Annotated in this window: 17 protein-coding genes; 7 read left to right on the top strand and 10 right to left on the bottom strand. The window is 74.5% G+C overall.

Annotated features, from left to right (window positions below; translation table 11 throughout):
* Positions 1-49 precede the first annotated feature (49 nt).
* The 3 genes from Pta02_RS06645 to Pta02_RS06635 form a co-directional block, all read right to left on the bottom strand.
* On the bottom strand, positions 50-1,210 hold the full coding sequence (locus Pta02_RS06645) for an acyl-CoA dehydrogenase family protein (RefSeq protein ID WP_203873790.1): 1,161 nt from the start codon (positions 1,208-1,210) through the stop codon (positions 50-52).
* A 33-nt stretch (positions 1,211-1,243) separates the two neighbouring features.
* On the bottom strand, positions 1,244-1,741 hold the full coding sequence (locus tag Pta02_RS06640; RefSeq protein ID WP_203873789.1) for a MaoC family dehydratase: 498 nt from the start codon (positions 1,739-1,741) through the stop codon (positions 1,244-1,246).
* Positions 1,742-1,872: 131 nt separating this feature from the next.
* Complete coding sequence (locus Pta02_RS06635; RefSeq protein WP_203873788.1) at positions 1,873-3,012, bottom strand: acyl-CoA dehydrogenase family protein; 1,140 nt, start codon at positions 3,010-3,012, stop codon at positions 1,873-1,875.
* Positions 3,013-3,099: 87 nt separating this feature from the next.
* Between Pta02_RS06635 and Pta02_RS06630 the strand changes: the two genes are divergently transcribed.
* From Pta02_RS06630 to Pta02_RS41075, 4 genes are all read left to right on the top strand, one after another.
* Positions 3,100-3,774, top strand: coding sequence for a winged helix-turn-helix transcriptional regulator (locus Pta02_RS06630; protein ID WP_203873787.1), 675 nt, complete (start codon positions 3,100-3,102; stop codon positions 3,772-3,774).
* 675 nt (positions 3,775-4,449) lie between these two features.
* Positions 4,450-5,226: a carotenoid biosynthesis protein gene (locus tag Pta02_RS06625; protein WP_239129751.1), complete on the top strand. Its 777-nt coding sequence runs from the start codon at positions 4,450-4,452 to the stop codon at positions 5,224-5,226.
* Complete coding sequence (locus Pta02_RS06620) at positions 5,214-6,671, top strand: phytoene desaturase family protein (protein ID WP_239129749.1); 1,458 nt, start codon at positions 5,214-5,216, stop codon at positions 6,669-6,671. The genes Pta02_RS06625 and Pta02_RS06620 overlap by 13 nt, the downstream gene beginning before the upstream one ends.
* A 37-nt stretch (positions 6,672-6,708) precedes the next feature.
* Entirely contained in the window at positions 6,709-7,998 is a 1,290-nt protein-coding gene (locus Pta02_RS41075; protein WP_275423560.1) for a glycosyltransferase family 2 protein, read from the top strand.
* Here Pta02_RS41075 and Pta02_RS06610 read toward each other — a convergent pair.
* A complete protein-coding gene (locus Pta02_RS06610) occupies positions 7,946-8,545 on the bottom strand; it encodes a glycerol-3-phosphate acyltransferase (protein WP_203873786.1) in 600 nt (199 codons plus the stop codon). The two genes, Pta02_RS41075 and Pta02_RS06610, sit on opposite strands and share 53 nt — an antisense overlap.
* Positions 8,546-8,585: 40 nt before the next feature.
* Between Pta02_RS06610 and Pta02_RS06605 the strand changes: the two genes are divergently transcribed.
* On the top strand, positions 8,586-9,371 hold the full coding sequence (locus Pta02_RS06605; protein WP_239129746.1) for a spheroidene monooxygenase: 786 nt from the start codon (positions 8,586-8,588) through the stop codon (positions 9,369-9,371).
* Between the two features lie 119 nt (positions 9,372-9,490).
* On the opposite strand, the gene plsX is transcribed toward Pta02_RS06605, so the two are convergent.
* From plsX to Pta02_RS06580, 5 genes are all read right to left on the bottom strand, one after another.
* Positions 9,491-10,459: a phosphate acyltransferase PlsX gene (gene plsX, locus Pta02_RS06600; protein ID WP_203873784.1), complete on the bottom strand. Its 969-nt coding sequence runs from the start codon at positions 10,457-10,459 to the stop codon at positions 9,491-9,493.
* Between the two features lie 43 nt (positions 10,460-10,502).
* On the bottom strand, positions 10,503-11,417 hold the full coding sequence (locus tag Pta02_RS06595; protein ID WP_203873783.1) for a phytoene/squalene synthase family protein: 915 nt from the start codon (positions 11,415-11,417) through the stop codon (positions 10,503-10,505).
* On the bottom strand, positions 11,414-12,871 hold the full coding sequence (gene crtI, locus Pta02_RS06590; protein WP_203873782.1) for a phytoene desaturase family protein: 1,458 nt from the start codon (positions 12,869-12,871) through the stop codon (positions 11,414-11,416). The genes Pta02_RS06595 and crtI overlap by 4 nt, the downstream gene beginning before the upstream one ends.
* Positions 12,872-13,217: 346 nt before the next feature.
* Positions 13,218-13,784 (bottom strand): DUF3618 domain-containing protein, encoded by a 567-nt coding sequence (locus Pta02_RS06585; RefSeq protein WP_203873781.1) that lies wholly within the window; start codon positions 13,782-13,784, stop codon positions 13,218-13,220.
* Entirely contained in the window at positions 13,781-14,182 is a 402-nt protein-coding gene (locus Pta02_RS06580; RefSeq protein WP_203873780.1) for a phage holin family protein, read from the bottom strand. Before Pta02_RS06580 ends, Pta02_RS06585 begins: the two co-directional genes overlap by 4 nt.
* Before the next feature lie 384 nt (positions 14,183-14,566).
* On the opposite strand from Pta02_RS06580, the gene Pta02_RS06575 reads away from it, so the two are divergent.
* Both Pta02_RS06575 and Pta02_RS06570 read left to right on the top strand, forming a co-directional pair.
* A complete protein-coding gene (locus Pta02_RS06575) occupies positions 14,567-15,799 on the top strand; it encodes a sensor histidine kinase (protein ID WP_203873779.1) in 1,233 nt (410 codons plus the stop codon).
* Complete coding sequence (locus Pta02_RS06570; protein ID WP_203873778.1) at positions 15,796-16,464, top strand: response regulator; 669 nt, start codon at positions 15,796-15,798, stop codon at positions 16,462-16,464. Before Pta02_RS06575 ends, Pta02_RS06570 begins: the two co-directional genes overlap by 4 nt.
* 55 nt (positions 16,465-16,519) lie before the next feature.
* Here the strand turns inward: Pta02_RS06570 and Pta02_RS06565 are convergent, their stop codons facing one another.
* Positions 16,520-18,466 carry an ABC1 kinase family protein gene (locus tag Pta02_RS06565; protein WP_203873777.1) on the bottom strand — a complete coding sequence of 649 codons (1,947 nt, stop codon included), beginning with the start codon at positions 18,464-18,466 and terminating at the stop codon, positions 16,520-16,522.
* Positions 18,467-18,544 lie beyond the last annotated feature (78 nt).

Here is an 18,544-nt window from a genome sequence, read left to right as displayed (position 1 = left end):
CCCGGTACCGGGGACGCCATCGGATTCCCGGTACGGGGCATTCAGCCGGTCACCAGCCGACCTTGGCCTCGCCCGCGACGAGGGACCTGGCGATGACCATCCGCTGGACGTCGTTGGTGCCCTCCCCGATGGCCATGAGCGGCGCGTCCCGGTAGAGGCGCTCGACCACGAACTCCTGGGAGTAGCCGTAGCCCCCGTGGATGCGCATGGCCTCCATGGTGGTGCGCAGCGCGACCTCGGAGGCGAAGTACTTGGCCATGGCGGCCTCGGCGTTCACCGCGCTCGCCTCCGAGCGGACGGCCGCCCAGTAGGTGAGCAGCCGGGCGGCCTGGATCTCGGTGGCCATGTCGGCGAGCTTGAGCTGGATGGCCTGGAAGCCGGAGATGGGCTTGCCGAAGGCGTGCCGCTCGCGGGAGTAGTTCAGCGCGGCGTCGTAGGCGCACTGGGAGACCCCGACGGCGCGGGCGGCGATGTTGATGCGGCCGAGCTCCAGGGCGGACAGCGCCTGCTGCATGCCCCGGCCCTCGACCCCGCCCAGCAGCCGCGAGGCCGGGACGCGCACGTCCTCCAGCGCGATCTCGCAGGTCTCGGTGCCCTTGTAGCCGAGTTTGGGCAGGTCGCGGCTGACGGTGTAGCCGGGGGTGCCGGCGTCCACGAGGATCAGCGACATGCCCCGGTGGGCGGGCTCGGTGATCGAGGTCTTGACCAGGACGGGCATCGGGTCGGCGTGCCGGGCGTTGGTGATCCACGTCTTGGTGCCGTTGATCACGTAGTGGTCGCCGTCGCGGACCGCCCGGGTCTGGATGCCCTGCAGGTCCGTGCCCGCGCCCGGCTCGGTCAGCGCGATCCCGGTACGGCGGGCGCCGGTGGCCAGGTCCGGCAGGAGGGTCTTCCTCTGCTCCTCGGTGCCGTAGCGGGCGATCATCCACGCGGCCAGCGAGTGCGAGCCGAGCACCCCGGCCACCCCCATCCAGCCGCGCGCGATCTCCTCGAAGACCAGGGCGAAGGAGACCCGGTCCAGGTCCAGCCCGCCGTACTCCTCGGGGATCGTGATCCCGAACAGTCCCATGCGCTTGAACTCTTCGACGATCTCGGCCGGGTAGCGGCCGGTGCGCTCCCACTCCGGCGCGACGGGCACGATCTCCCGGTCGACGAACTCCCGCAGGGTGCGGCGGAACATCCGCTGCTCGTCGTTCAGCTCGAAATCCACACTGGTCCTTTCCGGAGCGGGCGTCGGCGGCCGTCAGGACCGGGGGACCGGGCGTCCCGGCTGGTCCCCGCGTTCCTTCAGGTAGGTCTCCGTCGGGACCATGACCTTGCGGCGGAAGACGCAGACCAGGGTGCCGTCCTGCTTGTATCCCCTGGTCTCCACCTCGACGATGCCGCGGTCCTCCTTGGAGGCCGAGCGCCGCTTGTCCAGCACGGTCGTCTCGCCGTAGATCGTGTCCCCGTGGAAGGTCGGGGCGACGTGCTTGAGCGACTCGATCTCGAGGTTCGCGATCGCCCGCCCGGAGACGTCCGGGACGGACATGCCGATCAGCAGGGAGTAGACGTAGTTGCCGACGACGAGGTTGCGGCCGTGGTCGGTGGTCGCCGAGTAGTTGTCGTCCATGTGCACCGGATGGTGGTTCATGGTCAGGAGACAGAACAGGTGGTTGTCGTACTCCGTCACCGTCTTGCCCGGCCAGTGCCTGTAGACGGCGCCGACCTCGAACTCCTCATAGGTGCGCCCGAACTGCATGCCTTCCCCTCCGCCATGGGTCCACGCGCCGTCCGGCGGGCGCTTCGGCCGCGCCGGACCGGAACATTGTTCCATCGGGGAGGACGTTACCCTGTGCCGTCCCACGGGGTCTACAACGGAGCCGCCCGTGCTCAGCTCCTCCTCAGCGCACCGGTCCCGGTCAGCGTCAGCGTCGCCTCGGGGGTGAGCGGGTGGAAGGGGCCTCCCCGGACGTCGCGGTAGGCCCGCTCCAGCGGAGAGCTCCGGAAGAAGGCGGGCCCGCCCACGGTGTCGAGGGCGAGATCGACGATCTCCTTCGCCTCGCACACGGCGTGCCGTTTGGCCACCATCAGCGTGATCAGGGTCTGCTCGTCCGCGGTCGGGTCCTCGCCCACCTCCTCGACGGCGGCCAGCAGCGCCCACCGGGCCACCCGCAGCCGGGCGGTCATCTCCCCGACCCGCCGTACCGTCGCGGGATCCGGATCCTGCGGGCGTGCGCCCAGGACCCGCAGCGCCTCGTCGCAGGCGCCCTGCGCGATGCCCAGGTAGACCGCGCTCACCACGGGCGCGAAATGGATCACCGCGACCAGCAGCGGCCCGGTGAGACTGCCGTACGGCCGCCGCCCGACGACCTTCTCCGCCGGGACGAACACGTCCTCGAACACGAGGTCGTGGCTGGCGGTGCCGCGCATGCCGAGCGTGTCCCAGGTCTCGACCAGTGACACGCCCGGGCTGGACAGCGGCACCGTGGCGTGCAGCACCTCGGCGTCCGGGCCGGGCTCGCCCAGCACCGCGGAGGTCGACAGGACCGTGGCGACCGGCGCCTGCGAGCAGAACTTCTTGCGTCCGGTGAACCGGAAGCCCCCGTCGGCCTCGACGGCCGTCGTGGTCGGGGACACCCAGTCCGATCCGCCGCTGGTGGCCATGATCAGCTCGTCCGCGGCGACGCGGCGCAGCGCCCCCTCGGCGTCGGGCGCGCCCCTGCGGTGCCGCCAGCACTGCACGAGGGTGAGATACAGGTGCATGGCCGCGGCGAGCGCGGCCGAGCCCGCCCGGCGGGCCAGTTCGCTCTCGGCCAGCACGACCTGGCGCAGGCCGGCGCCCAGACCGCCGAACTCGGCGGGGACCGCCAGCCGCAGGTATCCGCATTCGCGCATCGCCTTGTAGGCCTCGGTCACGAAGGTCGCGTCGCGGTCGTGCTCAGCCTCGCTCGGCGCGCAGCGCAGGCCGAGTTCGGCGGCCAGCGCGACGATGTCGTCATCGGTCGGGATGGGGTTGACTGTGATGGTCATGGAGCCACGGTAGGAACGCCAGGTCACCGGCTCCTAGTACGAGATGTGTATCTGCCCGGAGCACCGGGGCGGAGCTAGCCTGACGGCATGGGATCCTCCTACGGACAGTTCTGCCCCGTCGCCAAGGCGATGGAGCTGCTCGACGAGCGCTGGACGCTGCTCATCGTCCGCGAGCTGGTCACCGGGAGCCGTCACTTCAACGAGCTGCGCCGCGGGGTGCCGAAGATGTCCCCGTCCCTGCTGTCCAAGCGGTTGAACCGGCTGGTGCGGGCGGGCGTCCTGGAGCGCCGCCCCGACGGCGGCCGGGTGAGCTACACGCTGACCCCCGCCGGGCGCGAGCTGCAACCGGTGGTCGAGGCCCTGGGCGCCTGGGGCATGCGCTGGATCCCCGAGATCGGCGATGAGGACCTCGACCCGCAGTTGCTGCTGTGGGACATGCACCGCAACGTCGATCACGACGCCGTCCCGCCGGGCCGCACGGTGGTGCAGTTCAGCTTCCCCGACGTCGCCCCCCACACCCGCGACTGGTGGCTGGTCATCGCCTCCGGCGACGCCGACGTCTGCGACCAGGACCCCGGCCATCCCCCGACGGTGAGGATCACCGCGCGCCTGCGCCGGATGATCGAGATATGGCGCGGCGACCTCGCCTGGCCCGAGGCCCTGCGCTCAAGCGCGGTGGAGGTGTACGGCCCGCAGCAGCTGCGCCGGTCCGTACCCGCGTGGTTCAAGCTGTCGTCCTTCGCCCACACCCCCCGGCCCTAGATGGGCGGATCCACGGCGTACACCCCCACAGGCCCCCGTGGAGCACGCCCCCGGCGGGCCGGGTGTCGCCCACCCCGGCTGCGTCGCACGGCAGCCGAACCGGCGACCGGCGCCCGTCCACCGGGGAGGCCGTGCCGCAACGCCGACGGCCCCGCCGGGAGGAGTCTCCCGGCGGGGCCGTCGACGTTGCGTGTGTACCGGTGTGCGTGTCGCCTCTCGGCGAAAGGCACAACGCGGCTCCAGCCGAACGGTAGTCCGCGAAGGCGGTTATAGGTGAGGCCCGGGGACACTGGGCACACCGGCCACGATGTATGTAACCGGCCGACGGCGCCGGATGTTCCCGCTGCCGGTCCCCAATCCTTTCGTCCCGCCGGCTCCGGCGCCGGCGGGACGGTCGGACGTGGGCGGTCGACTCCGGCGGCGCGAGCTCCCCGACCCTGCTCGGCCGCGCCTCCGCCCCATCCGCTTCAGGACTCACCCGTCCGGTACCGGCCCCGCGTCTCCGCAGCTGGTAAAGGCTCCTCGCGGCGGGCCGCCGCGGCGGGTTTGCCACGGAGATGATCCGGATAGCACGGAGAAGGTCCGGACAGGGGGTGCCGGGATGCGTCCGGCGGAGACGGCCGCTCGAAGGAACACCCGTAGGAGAGATCACACGGAGGGCGGGAGCGGCGAGCGGTGACGACGACACGGGTCCCTGCGACACGGGCCCCCGCCGCGCGCCGGGTGCTCGGCGCGGCGGGGACGCTGCTGCTGGCCGCGATGGTCGCCGCGCAGGTGGCGACCGGGCTGCACCCGCGGCCGATCCTGCTCACCAGCGTGGTGGTGCTCCTGCTGGCGGCGAGCGCGGTCGCCTTCGCCGCGGCGGCCCACACCCTCCCCAGGGCCGTCGCGGCCTTCGCCGCCGCGGTGGCGGCCGGGTACGCGGCGGAGTGGGTCGGCGTCAGGACCGGGTTCCCGTTCGGGGACTACCACTACACCGAACTGCTGCAGCCGCAGCTCGGCGACGTCCCGGTCGTCGTGGCGCTGGCCTGGGGCGGCATGGGGCTGGCGGCCCACGCGGTGGCGGCCGCCGCGGTGCCGGGCTCGCGCGCGGCCCGGATCGTCGTGGGCGCGGTGGCCCTGACGGCCTGGGACCTGTTCCTCGACCCGCAGATGATCCGGCTGGGACTGTGGGTCTGGCACGAGCCCGGGCCGTACCGGGGCGTCCCCCTGGAGAACTTCGCCGGCTGGCTGGCGGTGTCACTGGTGATGATGGCGCTGGTGGACCGCATCGTGGCCAGGCCGCAGGCCCGGGGCACCGGGCTGGTCACGCTCTACACCGTGATGGCGGTCATGGAGACCGTCGGCTTCGCGGCGGTCTTCGAGCCGCCGGACCCGCTGGTCGCCGCCGCCGGGGGGACCGGCATGGGCCTGTTCGCACTGCTCGCCTGGAGGCGTCGATGGCGGAAGTGATAGTGGTCGGGGGCGGCGTCGGGGGGATGGTCTCCGCGCTGCTGCTGGCCCGTGAGGGACATCTGGTGCGCCTGCACGAGCGCCTGCCCCGGCTGGGCGGCAAGCTCGCCGAGCACCGGCGTGACGGCTTCACCTTCTCCGTCGGCCCCTCCCTGCTGACGCTGCCCGGCGTCTTCGCCGACCTCGGCCTGGAACTGGACCTGGTGGAGCTGCGGGAGCTGTGCCGCTACCGCTTCGCCGACGGCTCGGCCTTCACCGCCCACCGCGACCCCGGACGGACGGCCGAGGAGGTGGACCGCCTGGCGCCGGGCGAGGGCCGTAACTGGCTGGCCTTCCACGACTGGGCCCGCACCTGCTTCGAGGCCTCGCGCCGCACCTTCTTCGCCGGACCGCTGACCCGCCCCCCGGCCGAGGCCCGCCCGGCCGACCTGCTGGCGGTCGCGCCCGGCCGGACCCTGCACGGCCTGGCCCGGCGCTTCTTCACCGACCGGCGCCTGCACCAGTACGCCGGCCGGTACGCCACCTACGCGGGCTCCAGCCCGTACCGGGCGCCGGCCGCGCTGGGCTGCATCCCGGCGATCGAGCACGGCGAGGGCGGCTGGTACGTGCCGGGCGGGCTGCCGCGCATCGCCGACGCCCTGGCGGTGCTGCTGGAGAAGGCCGGCGTGGAGGTGGTGACCGGCTCCGAGGTCGCCGAGGTGCTCGCCGACGGCGACCGGGTCCTGGGGGTACGGCTGGCCTCGGGCGAGCGCGAGCACGCCGACGTCGTGATCGCCAACACCGACGCCGCGGCGCTGTACGGGCGGCTGCTGCCCGACCGGCGCAGGCTGCGGCGCATCGCCGGTCTCGGCCTGTCCTCCTCGGCGTTCCTGCTGCTGGCGGGTGTGGAGGGGCGGACCGAGGGCCTGCCCCACCACTCGATCGTCTTCTCCGCCGACTACGAGCGGGAGTTCGCCGACATCTTCGACCGGCGGCGCCCGCCCGGGGACCCGACGGTCTACATCGGCTGCTCGGCGGTCGACGACCCCTCGCAGGCCCCCGAGGGCGCCGAGAACTGGACGATGCTGGTCAACGTCCCGTCCCGGGACCCCGGACGCTGGCCGCTCTCCCCTGAGGCCTACCGGGACCTCGTCCTGGAACGCCTGGCCTCCCGCGGCCACGACCTGTCCGGACGGCTCCGCTTCGTCGAGCTGTTCACCCCCGCCGACCTGCGCGACCGCTACGGCGCCTGGGGCGGGTCGATCTACGGGGGCGCCTACGACGGCGTGCTGGCCCCCTTCCGCAGGCCCGGCAACCGGGGCCCGCGGCGGGGCCTGTACCTGGTGGGCGGCTCGGTGCACCCGGGCGGCGGGCTCCCCTTGGTGGCGATGGGCGGGCGCATCGTCGCCTCCCTGGTCGCCGAGGACTTCCCCCGCCGGTCCCGGCCCGCCGGAGGACGCGCATGAGCCGCCCGTCACGATCCGCCGACATCGGGGAGCACGCATGAACCGCCGGTTCCGGGGGGTGCGCGTGAGGCCGCTCACCGCGTTGCAGGCCGCCGCGGCCGTCGCGGTGGCCGTACGGCTGGCGCGCGGGCGCACCCGGCTGCCGCCGCTGTCCGCGGCCTCCGGGACTCCGGCCTCCCCGGCCCCCGCCGCCGGAACCCCGGCCTCCGGGACTCCGTTCTCCGGAACCGCAGCCGGAACGGGGGTCGGAGCCGGGGCCGGAACCAGGGCCGGGGCCGGGACCGGGGAGATCTCGGTGGTGATCCCGGCGCGCGACGAGGAGCACCGGATCGGGGCCTGCCTGACGGCGGTGCTGGCCGACCCGGACGTCGCCGAGGTGATCGTCGTCGACGACGGCTCCTCGGACGGCACCGGGCGGATGGCCGCCGGGCTGGGGGCGAAGGTCGTGACGGGGGCTCCCCTGCCCCCGGGCTGGGTCGGCAAGCAGTGGGCGCTGCGCCAGGGGGTCGAGGCGGCCCGGGGGGACGTGGTGGTCACCCTGGACGCCGACACGCGCCCGGCGCCCGGCCTGGCCGGGGCCGCGGCCCGCGCGCTGGAGCACTACGACCTGCTCACCGCGGGGCCGCGCTTCGTCTGCGACGGGACCGCCGAGCAGGCGCTGCACGCCTCGTTCCTGGCCACCCTCGTCTACCGGTTCGGGCCGATCGGCCCGGCGAAGCCTCCGGTCCCGCACCGGACCGTGGCCAACGGCCAGTGCACGGCCTTCCGGCGTACGGCGATGCTGGAGATCGACGGGTTCGCGCGGATCCGCGGGCACATGACCGACGACGTGGCCCTGGCCCGATCCCTGGCCGCCGCCGGCTGGCGGGTGGGCTTCCTGGAGGCGGGCGGGCTGCTGGAGGTCGACATGCACGAGTCCGCGGCCGAGGTCTGGCGGGAGTGGGGGCGGTCGCTGCCGCTGCGCGACGTCACCTCCCCCGGCTGGCAGGCCGCCGACCTGGCGGTGGTCTGGCTGGCCGCCGCCCTGCCGGTGATGCGGCTGGCGGCCGGGCGGCCCACCCGGCTCGACCTGGCCCTGCTGGCCGTACGGCTGCTGCTGACCGGGGCGCTGCGCGGCAGCTACACCCGGCCCGGTCCCGGCGTGCTGCTGTCTCCTCTGCTGGACCCGCTGACGGCGCTGCGGCTGACGCAGGCGACGCTGCGGCCCGTGCGCACCTGGCGGGGCCGTACCTACCCGGGTGCCGCGACGGGCGCCGGGACCGGCGCCCGCGGGGTCACGACGGACTCCGGGCCGCCCGCGCGGCCTGGCCGAAGCGCAGCCCGATGAGGCACATCAGCGCCCCGGTCCCGGCCACGTACTCGACCGGCGTGAACAGCAGCTGCAGGACGGGGATGCCGAACACCCCGGCCCGCGCCCCGATCGCGAACGACCGGGTGGCCAGGGCGGTCACCACCAGGACGGCCACGCCCAGCAGGAACGCGGGCGGGCAGATGACGGCGAAGCCGCCCACGAAGGCGAGGATGGACCGCCCGCCCCGGAAGCCGGCGAAGACCGGCCAGGCGTGCCCGATCATCGCCGCGGCCGTGGCCAGGTACACCGGCAGGACGCTGTCGCCGGTGACCACCCCGAAACCGGTGGTGTGCGCGCCGCTCACCAGCAGGGCCGCCAGCGCGGCGAACGTGCCCTTGAGCGTGTCACCCGCGAAGACCGGCACGGCGGCGCGCCAGCCGAGCTGTTCCTTCATGTTCCAGAAGCCCGGGTTGCGGTCGCCGACCGCGCGGGGGTCGAAGCCGTGCGCGCGGGCGACGAGCACCGCCACCGGCACGGATCCGAGAAGGTAGCCGCCGATGACGGCCACGAGCACCGGGACCATAGCCTCGTTCCACCTCGTCAGGTATGCGGATCTGGGAGCCATGCGGTACATGGCGTTCGACCGGCCGGTGCTGGCGCGCACGCCGGGACTGCGGTTCTGGCGGCTGCTCGGCTCGGGCCGGGGCGCCTCGATGAGCCTGGGCGCGGACCTGCGCCGCTGGGCCCTGTTCGCGGTGTGGGACGGCGAGCCGGCCCTGGACGACTTCCTGTCCCGCTCCCCGATCGCGGCGCGCTGGGATCGGGAGGCGCAGGAGTCCTGGCACGTACGGCTGGCGCCGCTGGCCTCGCGCGGCCGCTGGGGCGGAGTGGACCCCTTCGCCCTCGCGGAGACCGCGAACCCTGCGGACGCCGCGGAGACCGGGAAGGCCGGGAAGGCCGGGGAGACCGGGGAGACCGGGGACGGAGCGTCCCGGCGGGGGGACGGGCCCGGGGAGCCCGGCCGAGAGGCCGGCACGCGCTCCGGGGCGGGATCCGGACCGGCCGGGCTCCGGCAGGCGGGGCCGGTGGCGGTGCTCACCAGGGCGTCGATCCGGCCCTCGCGGCTGGTCGCGTTCTACCGCTCGGTGCCGGAGGTGGACGCCCTGCTGCGGGAGCAGGAGGGCTGCCTGGCCTCGGTCGGCGTCGGGGAGTGGCCGCTGGCGCGGCAGGCCACGTTCTCGCTCTGGCGCGACGCCGCGGCGGTGCGGGACTTCGCCCATCGCGCGGGGGCGCACCGGCGGGTGATCGAACGGACCCGTTCCGGCGACTGGTACTCCGAGGAGCTGTTCGCCAGGTTCGTCCCGTACGGCAGCGCGGGCACCTGGAACGGGGCGGACCCCCTGGCCTGAGCGCGCTCCCCCACCGGGCCCGGGCCCGGGCCCGGACTCGGATCCGGACTCGGATCCGGACCGCGGGGCGGGCTCCGCATGCCGCCGCCCCCGGCCGGGGCCGGGGGCGGCACGCCGGGTCATCCGACCGCCTCCACCTCGAGGTGGTCCCGTACCCGGGAGACGACCCCGCCGCCCGCCAGCTCGTGCGCCACCACGCAGGCCCGGGCGATCGTCCGGGCGCGGGAGGAGCCGTGCGCGACGACCACGGTGCCGCTCAGGCCCAGCAGCGCGGCACCGCCGTGCGTCTCGGGGTCATAGCGGCGCGCGACCTCGCGCAGGGCCTCCGGTCCGGCGATCCCGGCCTGCGCGATCATGGTCAGCACGGTGCGGACGGTGCCCTCGACGTTCTTGAGCACGACGTTTCCGGTGAACCCGTCGGTGGCGATCACGTCGACCGTGCCCGCCAGCACGTCGTGCCCCTCGATGGGACCGTGGAAGCGGAACGGCGAGGACGCCAGCAGCCTCTCCGCGCGGCGGCTGAGCCGGTTGCCCTTGCCGGGCTCGGAGCCGATCGACAGCAGGCCCACCCTCGGCTCCGGCACGCCCAGGACCAGCTGCGCGTAGGAGGCGCCCAGCAGCGCGAACTGGGCGATCATCTCGGGTGTGGGGTCGGAGGTCGCCCCGGCGTCGATCAGTACGGCGGCCCCGCCGGTGATCTGGGGCAGCGCCACGGCCAGCGCGGGCCGCAGCACGCCCTCGGCCCGGCCGGCGCTCCGCACCGCGCACGAGACGACCGCGCCCGTGGACCCCGCCGACACGAAGGCCCCGCCGGTCCGCTCGGCCAGCAGCCCGCAGCCCACCGCGACGCTGGAGGCCCCGGTGATCGCGCCGGACCCCCGTTCGGTCATCGGGACGACCTCCTCGGCGTGCACCACGTCGATCTCGCCCGCCGCGTCGTGACGCGCCAGCTCCCGGCGGACCTCTCCGGCCCGGCCCACCAGCAGCACCGGCACGCCGTGCTCCCGCAGGGCCGTCACGGCCCCCGCGACGACCTCCCGCGGTCCGTGGTCCCCGCCCATCGCGTCGACGACGACCGGTCCTGACATCGAGTCCTCCTCGGAGGGGTGGTGGACGGGAGCGGGGGCGGCCTCAGGGGACATCGACGGTCACCCGGCGTTCGGCGCGGTCGGCCGCGGTCGCCGCGAGCAGGTGCCGGGTGAAGATGGCCAGCCGCCGGGAGCGGGGCACGACGGCCCGGCTGCGCAGGACCTCGTACTCGCAGGCCTCGATCCGGTCGAGGATGCCCCCGTACAGCCCGTAGGCGGCGCGGATGCACGGCCGCGAGGAGGGGGTGAGCAGGTCGATCCCCTCCAGTGCCCGCCGGTAGTGCTCGCGGGCCCGCGCCGCCTCGAAGGCCAGCAGCTCCCGCAGCGCGGGGGTGCACGTGGGGCGGCGCAGGTCGGCCACGTCCACGCCGAACCGGTCCAGGTCGGCCAGCGGCAGATAGATCCGGCCGCGTGCCAGGTCCTCGGCGACGTCGCGCAGGAAGTTGGTGAGCTGGAAGGCCAGCCCGAGCTGGCGGGCCGGTTCGCGGGCCCGGTCGGCCATGCCGGGCAGGGGTTCGAGCACCGGCAGCATCATCGTGCCGATGACCGCGGCCGAGCCCTCCATGTAGCCGAGCAGGTCGTCGTAGGTGGCGTAGCGGGTGACGGTCAGATCGGCCCGCATCGCGCGCAGGAACGCCTCGATGTCGGCGTGGTCGATGCCGAAGGAGCGCACCGTCTGCACGAACGCCGGGAGTACGGCGTCGCCGGGCGGACCGCCCGCCAGCGCGGTCACCAGCCGGCTCCGCAGCCCGTCCAGGGCCGCCGCCCGGTCCCCGGTCATCGTGAAGGAGTCCACGATCTCGTCGGCGTAGCGGGCGAAGCCGTACAGCGCGTGCACGTGCGGCCGCTTCCAGGCGGGCAGCAGCATGGTCGCCAGGTAGTAGGAGCGGCCGTGGCGGGCGTTGAAGCGCCGGCACAGCTCGTAGCTGCGGGTCAGGGAGACGGGTGCGTTCGTCATCGGCCGGCCTTCAGGATGCGCTCGGCGGCCAGCCTGCCCGAGATCAGCACCGGTGGCACGCCCACCCCCGGAGCGGTGTACATGCCCGCGAAGTGCAGGCCGGGGACGCGCCGGGCGGCGCCGGCCGGGCGGAACCAGGCCGTCTGGCGGAAGCGGTGGTCCAGGGCGAAGGGGGTGCCGGCCGAGTGCCCGAGCCGGGCCCAGGCCGGGGGGTCGAAGCCGAGCCGGGGAGCGGCCGACAGGTCGCCGTAGCCGAGGTCGGAGAGCCTGCCCAGCAGGCGTTCCTCCAGCCGGGGGGCCAGCCGCCCCCAGTCGCCGCCGTCCAGGTTGGGGGCGGGTTCCAGCGCGGTGAGCGTGGCGTGCCCGGCGGGCGCGGCGTCGGTGTCGGACTCCGGGTAGGTGACCAGGATGTTCGGGTCGGACTGCGGCCTGCCCGAGGTCAGCTCGGCGAAGCCGGAATGCCACCGGCCGCCGAAGTGCAGGGTGTGGTGGGCCTGATCGGCCAGCCTGCGGTCGAGGCCGAAGTGCAGCACCAGACAGGACGGCGAGTAGCGGGGGCGGCGCAGCCGCCAGTCGCCCGAGCCCTCGGGCAGCAGGCCCGCGTGGGCCGCCGGGAGGTCGCAGGCGACCACGACGTCGCGGGCGGCCAGGCGTTCCCCGGTGTCGAGCCGGACGGCGGCGACCCCGGAGGCGTCCTTGTCGATCCTCACCGCGCGCACGCCGTACCGCATCTGCGCCCCGGCCTTCTCCGCGACCGCGGCCATCGCCTGCGGAATGGCGTGCATGCCGCCGTGCCGGGGGAAGTAGACGCCGCCGACGGTGTCCATGTGGGCGATCACCGCGTAGATCCCGAGCGCCGTGCGCGGTGACAGCCCGACGTAGAGCGCCTGGAAGGTGTGCGCCTTGATCAGCCGGTGGTCGGTCAGGTGGCTGCCCACCAGGCGGTCCAGCCGCCGGAAGCCGCCCAGGGCCGCCAGCCGCATCAGCGCGCGCGGCCGGGCCAGCTCGCGCAGGCGCGTCATGTCGCGGTCGATGAAGGAGTCCCACTCGGCGGCGAACAGCTCGCCGAGCCTGGCCCGGAACCGGCGGTAGCGTACGGCCTCCGCCGCCCCGCACAGCCGGCGCACCTGCTCGATCATGGCCTCCTCGCCGGGCACGATGTCCAGGTGCGAGCCGTCGTGGTAGCGCAGCCGGTAGTACGGGTCCAGCCGGCGCAGGGGCAGCCAGCGCTCCATGTCCTCGCCCGCCGCGGCGAAGGTCTCGGCCAGCACGTCCGGCATGGTGAGCACCGAGGGGCCGGTGTCGAAGCGGTACTCCCCCGTGCGCGCGGTCCCGCAGCAGCCTCCCGGGACGTCCCGGGCCTCGACGACGGTGACCTCCCGCCCCGCCGCGGCCAGCCGCATGGCGGCCGCCAGACCTGCTAGCCCGGCTCCGACCACCACGGTCCGGCTCATGTGCTCCTCCTCCTCGCCCGGCGGGCGAGTCCGGTCCATCCACGGACGACTAGCGGCGATCATGCCCGTTTCCAGCGCTTCAACCGCCCGGCTCGCCGAGCGGTGGGGCACCGGCCGCTCCCGCCGCCCCGCGGGCGCGGCGGGCCGGGCCGTCTGATCGCTACATGGCTCTTCGAGGGGTGACGGCGTTCGGTTGCGGGCGGCGGGGAACCGATCGGGGAACCGGCCGCGGGACCACCGGTGTGCGCGGACGAGAGGAGCCGAGGGAGGCGAGACGACGGCAGACGAAGGGCCCGTCCCCTTGCCGGGACGGGCCCTTCGTCTGCGATGTCTCGCCGGTCGCGGCCTACCTGCTCCGCCTGCGGCGCATGGCGCGGAACACCAGCAGCGCGAGCGCGCCCGCCACCGCCAGCGTCGCGGCGGGCCGCTTGGAGACCTCGGCCGAGACCTTCCCCGCGGTCTGCCTGACCTCGACCGGGGTGACGTCCCTGACCTTGTCCAGCGCGTGCGGGGCCGCTTCCTTGACGCGGTCCACCAGGCCGGTGGCGGTGTCGGCGGTGGCCGTACCCATGCGCTTGACGTCGTCGCCGACGTTGGCGACGGTCTCGTGGACGCGTCCCTGGACGCGGCCCTTGACGTCGGTCTTGTGGATCAGCGCCTCCACGCTGTCCCCGAGCTCGCGGCGGGTCTCCTCGATGTCGCGCCGTACGGCCTGCTCCTCCGTCGTCCCGGCGGAGGACGCGCCGGAGCCGCTGTCGCGCGAGGTGTCGCCGGTCGCCCGCGCGGAGGCGGGGGTGCCGCTGAGGGAGGCGCTCTCGTCGGGGGGCACGGAAGCGCCGATGTCCTCCCTGCGGGAGCCGGTCATCCCGGCCTCCGCGGTGTCGCGGCGCCGGCCCGGGTCGGTCTCGGTCATCGGTGTGCCCTTTCCTTCACGGCGTCGATGTCGTTCTTGACGCTGCGGATGGTTCGCTCGGGAGCCGGCGAACCGGCCTCCTGGACCTGGCGCTTGCCCATGAGCCCGAGGACCGCGGCCGTGGCCAGCAGCACCGCCCCGACGACCGCCGCGGCGGCCCAGGCGGGCATCACCAGGGCGAGCAGCAGGATCACCGCGGCCACCATCGCACCGGCTCCGAACAGGGCCACGACTCCGGCCCCGCCGAACAGCCCGGCACCGCGTCCCGCGTGTCTGCCCTTCTCCGCGAGCTCGATCTTCGCCAGGCGGAGCTCGTCTCTGACCAGACGGGAGACCCCCTCAGAAACCTGCCGGACCAGCTCGGCGGTGGACAGGGACTCCTTCGTGCTGTGCGTCATGACATGCCTCCTCCCTATAGGAGTAGGCGTCTACCCGCTGTAAGCCCCGCAAACCCTCGCGTGACCGGGACCGGGTCTCCCCTCCGGTCCCGGCCACAGCTCGGGGCCGCGCCCGCCGTCCGTCACGCGGTCGCGACCTCGGAGATCGCCCCCGTCCGGATCTCCGACGGCGCGCGTACGGCGCCGCCGCGCGCGGGGCGGACGTCATCGATCACCCGGCGACGGGTCAACGGTAGATCGTTCCCGCCGCCCCCGCATCGCTCGCGAGTCTGATCCGGCCGCGACCCGCGCGGTAGGCGCGGCCCCGCCGTACAACTCCCGCGGTACGCGTCCTCAACCGGACACCGGATGAGAGGACCCGGCCGGGCTGGCTAGCATGCGCGGATGCGGGCATGGACGGCGCTGGTGAAACGGGCGGGCGGGGTGGACCCCGGGCTCGTGGACGCCGTGTTCGCCGTCGCGCTCACCGCGATCACCCTGGTGTGGGCGGCCTCCGACCGCAGCGGCACGTGGCGGCGGCCGGACGCGGCGGCGGTCCTGCTGACCTGCGCGGCGAACCTGCCGATCGCCGTGCGCAGGATCGTCCCGATGACCGCGCTGCTGGTCTGCTCGGCCGCCTCGATCTGCCACCACGCGCTGGGCTACCAGGCCGACGTGAACAACTTCTCCAGCCTGTTCGTCCTGTACAGCGTCGCGGCCCTGCGCCCGCTCCCGGTCATGACGGCCGGGGCGGCGGTCGCGACGGTGGCGTGGTGGTGGGCCGCGGCCACCGCGCAGGACGGCATGGCGCTGCTGAACGCCCTTCAGGGCCTGGCCATCGTCGGCATCACCTGCGCGCTCGGTCTGGGCACCCGCAGGCTGGCCGAGCGCAACCGGCGCCTGGCCGAGCTCACCGAGCGGCTGCGGCGCGAGCAGGAGGACCGGGCCAGGCGGGCGGTCACCGAGGAGCGGGTGCGCGTGGCCGGGGAGCTGCACGACATCGTCGCCCACCACATGTCGGTCATCTCGGTGCAGGCCGGGCTGGCCCGTTACGTGTTCGCCAGCGACCCCGGCACGGCCCGGGCCGCGCTGGCCACGGTCGCCGACACCAGCCACGAGGCGCTTGAGGAGATGCGCCGGCTGCTGGCGGTGCTCCGCCTGGACCACGGGCGCGGCGACGACGCCGTCTACGACCCCACTCCCGGCCTGAGCCAGCTCGGCCAGCTCGTCGACCGCGTGCGCACCGCCGGGGTGCCGGTCGAGCTGGAGGTGACCGGCAGCCCCCGGGCGCTCAATCCCGGGGTGGAGCTGTGCGCCTACCGGGTGGTCCAGGAGAGCCTGACCAATGTGATCAAACACGCGCTCGGCGCCGGGGCCACGGTCCGGCTGCACTACGGCGGGGAGGAGCTGCGCGTGACGGTGACCGACGACGGACCCTGCCGGGAGACGCCCGGCGAGGACGGGCACGGGTTGATCGGGATGCGCGAACGCGTCAGGCTCTACCGCGGCACGGTGATCTCCGGGCGGCGGCCGGAGGGCGGGTTCGAGGTGGCGGCCACGCTGCCTCTGTCGCCCCCCAAGGGCGAGCCCGGCGAGCCGGGGCCGGTGGACGGATCCGACGGGCGGGGAAGACAATGATCAAGGTGCTGGTCGTGGACGACCAGATCCTGGTGCGGGCCGGTTTCGCCGCGCTGATCCGGGCGACGCCGGATCTGGAGGTGGTGGGCGAGGCCTCCGGCGGCGAGGAGGCCGTCAGGATGGCCGCCGCCGCGCGGCCCGAGGTGATCCTGATGGACGTGCGGATGCCGGGCCTGAACGGCATCGCCGCGACCGAGCGCATCCTGGCCGCCGGGAACCCGCCGCCGAAGGTGCTGATCCTGACCACCTTCGACCTGGACGAGTACGTCTACGACGCGCTGCGCGCCGGGGCCTCGGGGTTCCTGCTCAAGGACACCCCGCCGGAGCGGCTGATCGCCGCAGTGCGCACGATCGCCGCGGGCGACATGTTGTTCGCCCCGACCGTGACCCGCCGCCTCGTGGAGGCCTACACCAACGGCCGCGGCTCCTCCCTCGTCCAGGATCCCGGCCTCGACGCGCTCACCGCCCGCGAGGCGGAGGTCCTGCGCATGGTCGGCCGCGCGCTGTCCAACGCGGAGGTCGCCGACGAGCTGTGCGTCAGCGAGGCGACGGTCAAGACCCACCTCAACCGGGCGATGGCCAAGCTGGGCCTGTCCAGCCGCGCCCAGGCCGTCGCGCTGGCCTACGAGACCGGGCTCGTCAGCCCCCGCAGAGGAGCGCGCTGACCCCGTGGCCCGGGCTCGGCGTCCGGGTCCGGACGTCCGGGCCCGCCGGGCGGGCTCAGCGGCCGGACCGCAGGACGACCACCAGCACGCGCAGGCCCAGGATGGCGCTGACCGCCAGCAGGTTGTAGCCGAGGAGCTGCAGCAGGCTGACGGTGGAGGTGACGGCCGGGCCGCCGTCGGTGCCGAGCAGGAGCACGGCCATGATCCCCGTGGTGGCGGCCAGGATGGTGAGCAGCACCTGGTGGAGCAGGCCGGTGACGTGACGGCGGTCGCGCTCGTCGGCGAACAGGCGCACGTTGACGCCGAACCGGCCGTTCTCCGCGGCGCCGACGATCCGCTCCACCCTGCGGGGCAGGCGGCGCATCATGGGCAGCAGGCCCAGGGCCTCCTGCACCACCGTCTCGCGCAGCCGGTCCGGCGTGCTCCGCTCGGCGATGTGGCGGGTGGAGAAGGCCCGGGCCTCGGCCACCACGTCGAAGCCGGGGGCGAGCCGGGCGAGGGTGCCCTCGACCGTCGCCAGCGCCCGGAACACCGCGGCCACCTCGGGCGGGACGGCCAGCCCGTGGGCGGAGACGATCCGGAACAGGTGGCCGAACATCTGCACGTCGGGGACGGTGCCGGCGGTCAGGTGCCGGGCCATGAACCGGCCGAGTTCGCGTTCCAGCCCGCGTTCGTCGATCTCGTCGGGCCGCGCCACGACCTCCAGCAGGGCGTCGCCCACTCCCAGCACGTCGCCCCGGTCCATCGCGAGCAGCAGGCGCTGCAGCGCGGCGCGCAGGGAGGCGTCCAGCCGCCCCACCGAGCCGAAGTCGAGCAGCGCCAGCCGCCCGTCGGACAGCAGCATGATGTTGCCCGGGTGCGGGTCGGCGTGGAAGATCCCGTGCAGCATGATCTGGCGCAGCAGCGTCTCGAACAGGGTTCTGGCCAGCTCCCGCCCGTCGGCCCCCTCCGGTACGGCGCCGCCGAACGGCACGCCGTCCAGCCGTTCCATCACCAGGACCCGCCGGCCGGACAGCTCGGGGCGGGGCGCGGGCACGCGGACCGGTTCGCCGGCCGAGGCCGCGGCCACGGCGGCCATGTTGGCGGCCTCGACGCGGAAGTCGAGCTCCTCGCGCAGCGCCGCGGCGAACCCCAGCGACAGCTCGGCCACACCGAAGGCCCGGCCCCACCGGGTGCGCCGCTCCAGCGACCGGGCCAGGCGGGCCACGATGTCGAGGTCCTGTTCCACCACGGCGGCGATCCCGGGCCGCTGGACCTTGACCACGACCTCCTCGCCTGTCCTCAGCCGGGCCCGGTAGACCTGCGCGATCGAGGCCGCAGCCAGGGGCTCGCCGTCGAACTCCTCGAACGTCTCCGACACCGGCCCGCCCAACTCGGCGACGAGCACCGGTTCGATCTCCGCCCACGGGGCGGCGGTCACCCGGTCCTGCAGCAGCCGGAGCTCCTCGACGAACTCCGGGGCCAGCAGGTCGCTGCGGGTGGACAGGATCTGGCCGAGCTTGACGAAGGTGACGCCGCCCTCGTCGAGGGCCTCACGCAGCGACCTGGCCAGGCGCGCCCGGCCGGAGGGACCGCCGAGGCCGGGATCGCGGCCGCGCAGGTAGGGGCCCAGGCCGTGCCGTACGAAGATGCGGGTGATCGCCAGATAGCGCCGGGAGCGGACCACCCGGCGGCGTATCCCGCGGGCGGCCTCCAGCGGCCCGGGGAACGTCCCCTGCGGCACCAGCACCTCGGCGACCACCAGGAAGACGAGCCCGGCCAGCAGCGCGCACACCACGCCCAGCAGCAGGAACCACAGCGGGGTGAGGCCGGGGTCGCCGGGGTCCATCCCGCCGGCGAACGCCTGCATGAGCGGGCCGCCGATCACGAGCGCGAGCGCCCCGGCCAGCAGCGTGCGCACCATTCCGAACCTCAGGTCCAGCAACCGCCGCGCGATCATCGAGAACCCGGCCAGCGTCACCACCACCGTGACCGCGAAGACCACCGTCACGCCGAAGTCCATGAGCCCGCCTCTCCCGTCAGCCTGCGACGGCGGACACACTAGATCAACCGCGGGACGGATGCGGTGGTACGGGAATGC

The organism is Paraplanobispora takensis (assembly GCF_016863195.1).
Lineage (GTDB): Bacteria > Actinomycetota > Actinomycetes > Streptosporangiales > Streptosporangiaceae > Planobispora > Planobispora takensis.
This window is presented reverse-complemented; position numbering and strand designations above follow the sequence as displayed.

What these genes read in the sequence shown, in the direction of transcription:
- Pta02_RS06640 (WP_203873789.1), bottom strand. Translation starts at nt 1,741, where the DNA reads ATGCAGTTCGGGCGCACCTATGAGGAGTTCGAGGTCGGCGCCGTCTAC.
- Pta02_RS06635 (WP_203873788.1), bottom strand. Translation starts at nt 3,012, where the DNA reads ATGACCATCACAGTCAACCCCATCCCGACCGATGACGACATCGTCGCG.
- Pta02_RS06630 (WP_203873787.1), top strand. Translation starts at nt 3,100, where the DNA reads ATGGGATCCTCCTACGGACAGTTCTGCCCCGTCGCCAAGGCGATGGAG.
- Pta02_RS06620 (WP_239129749.1), top strand. Translation starts at nt 5,214, where the DNA reads ATGGCGGAAGTGATAGTGGTCGGGGGCGGCGTCGGGGGGATGGTCTCC.
- Pta02_RS41075 (WP_275423560.1), top strand. Translation starts at nt 6,709, where the DNA reads ATGAACCGCCGGTTCCGGGGGGTGCGCGTGAGGCCGCTCACCGCGTTG.
- Pta02_RS06610 (WP_203873786.1), bottom strand. Translation starts at nt 8,545, where the DNA reads ATGGTCCCGGTGCTCGTGGCCGTCATCGGCGGCTACCTTCTCGGATCC.
- Pta02_RS06605 (WP_239129746.1), top strand. Translation starts at nt 8,586, where the DNA reads ATGCGGTACATGGCGTTCGACCGGCCGGTGCTGGCGCGCACGCCGGGA.
- plsX (WP_203873784.1), bottom strand. Translation starts at nt 10,459, where the DNA reads ATGTCAGGACCGGTCGTCGTCGACGCGATGGGCGGGGACCACGGACCG.
- Pta02_RS06595 (WP_203873783.1), bottom strand. Translation starts at nt 11,417, where the DNA reads ATGACGAACGCACCCGTCTCCCTGACCCGCAGCTACGAGCTGTGCCGG.
- crtI (WP_203873782.1), bottom strand. Translation starts at nt 12,871, where the DNA reads ATGAGCCGGACCGTGGTGGTCGGAGCCGGGCTAGCAGGTCTGGCGGCC.
- Pta02_RS06585 (WP_203873781.1), bottom strand. Translation starts at nt 13,784, where the DNA reads ATGACCGAGACCGACCCGGGCCGGCGCCGCGACACCGCGGAGGCCGGG.
- Pta02_RS06580 (WP_203873780.1), bottom strand. Translation starts at nt 14,182, where the DNA reads ATGACGCACAGCACGAAGGAGTCCCTGTCCACCGCCGAGCTGGTCCGG.
- Pta02_RS06575 (WP_203873779.1), top strand. Translation starts at nt 14,567, where the DNA reads ATGCGGGCATGGACGGCGCTGGTGAAACGGGCGGGCGGGGTGGACCCC.
- Pta02_RS06570 (WP_203873778.1), top strand. Translation starts at nt 15,796, where the DNA reads ATGATCAAGGTGCTGGTCGTGGACGACCAGATCCTGGTGCGGGCCGGT.
- Pta02_RS06565 (WP_203873777.1), bottom strand. Translation starts at nt 18,466, where the DNA reads ATGGACTTCGGCGTGACGGTGGTCTTCGCGGTCACGGTGGTGGTGACG.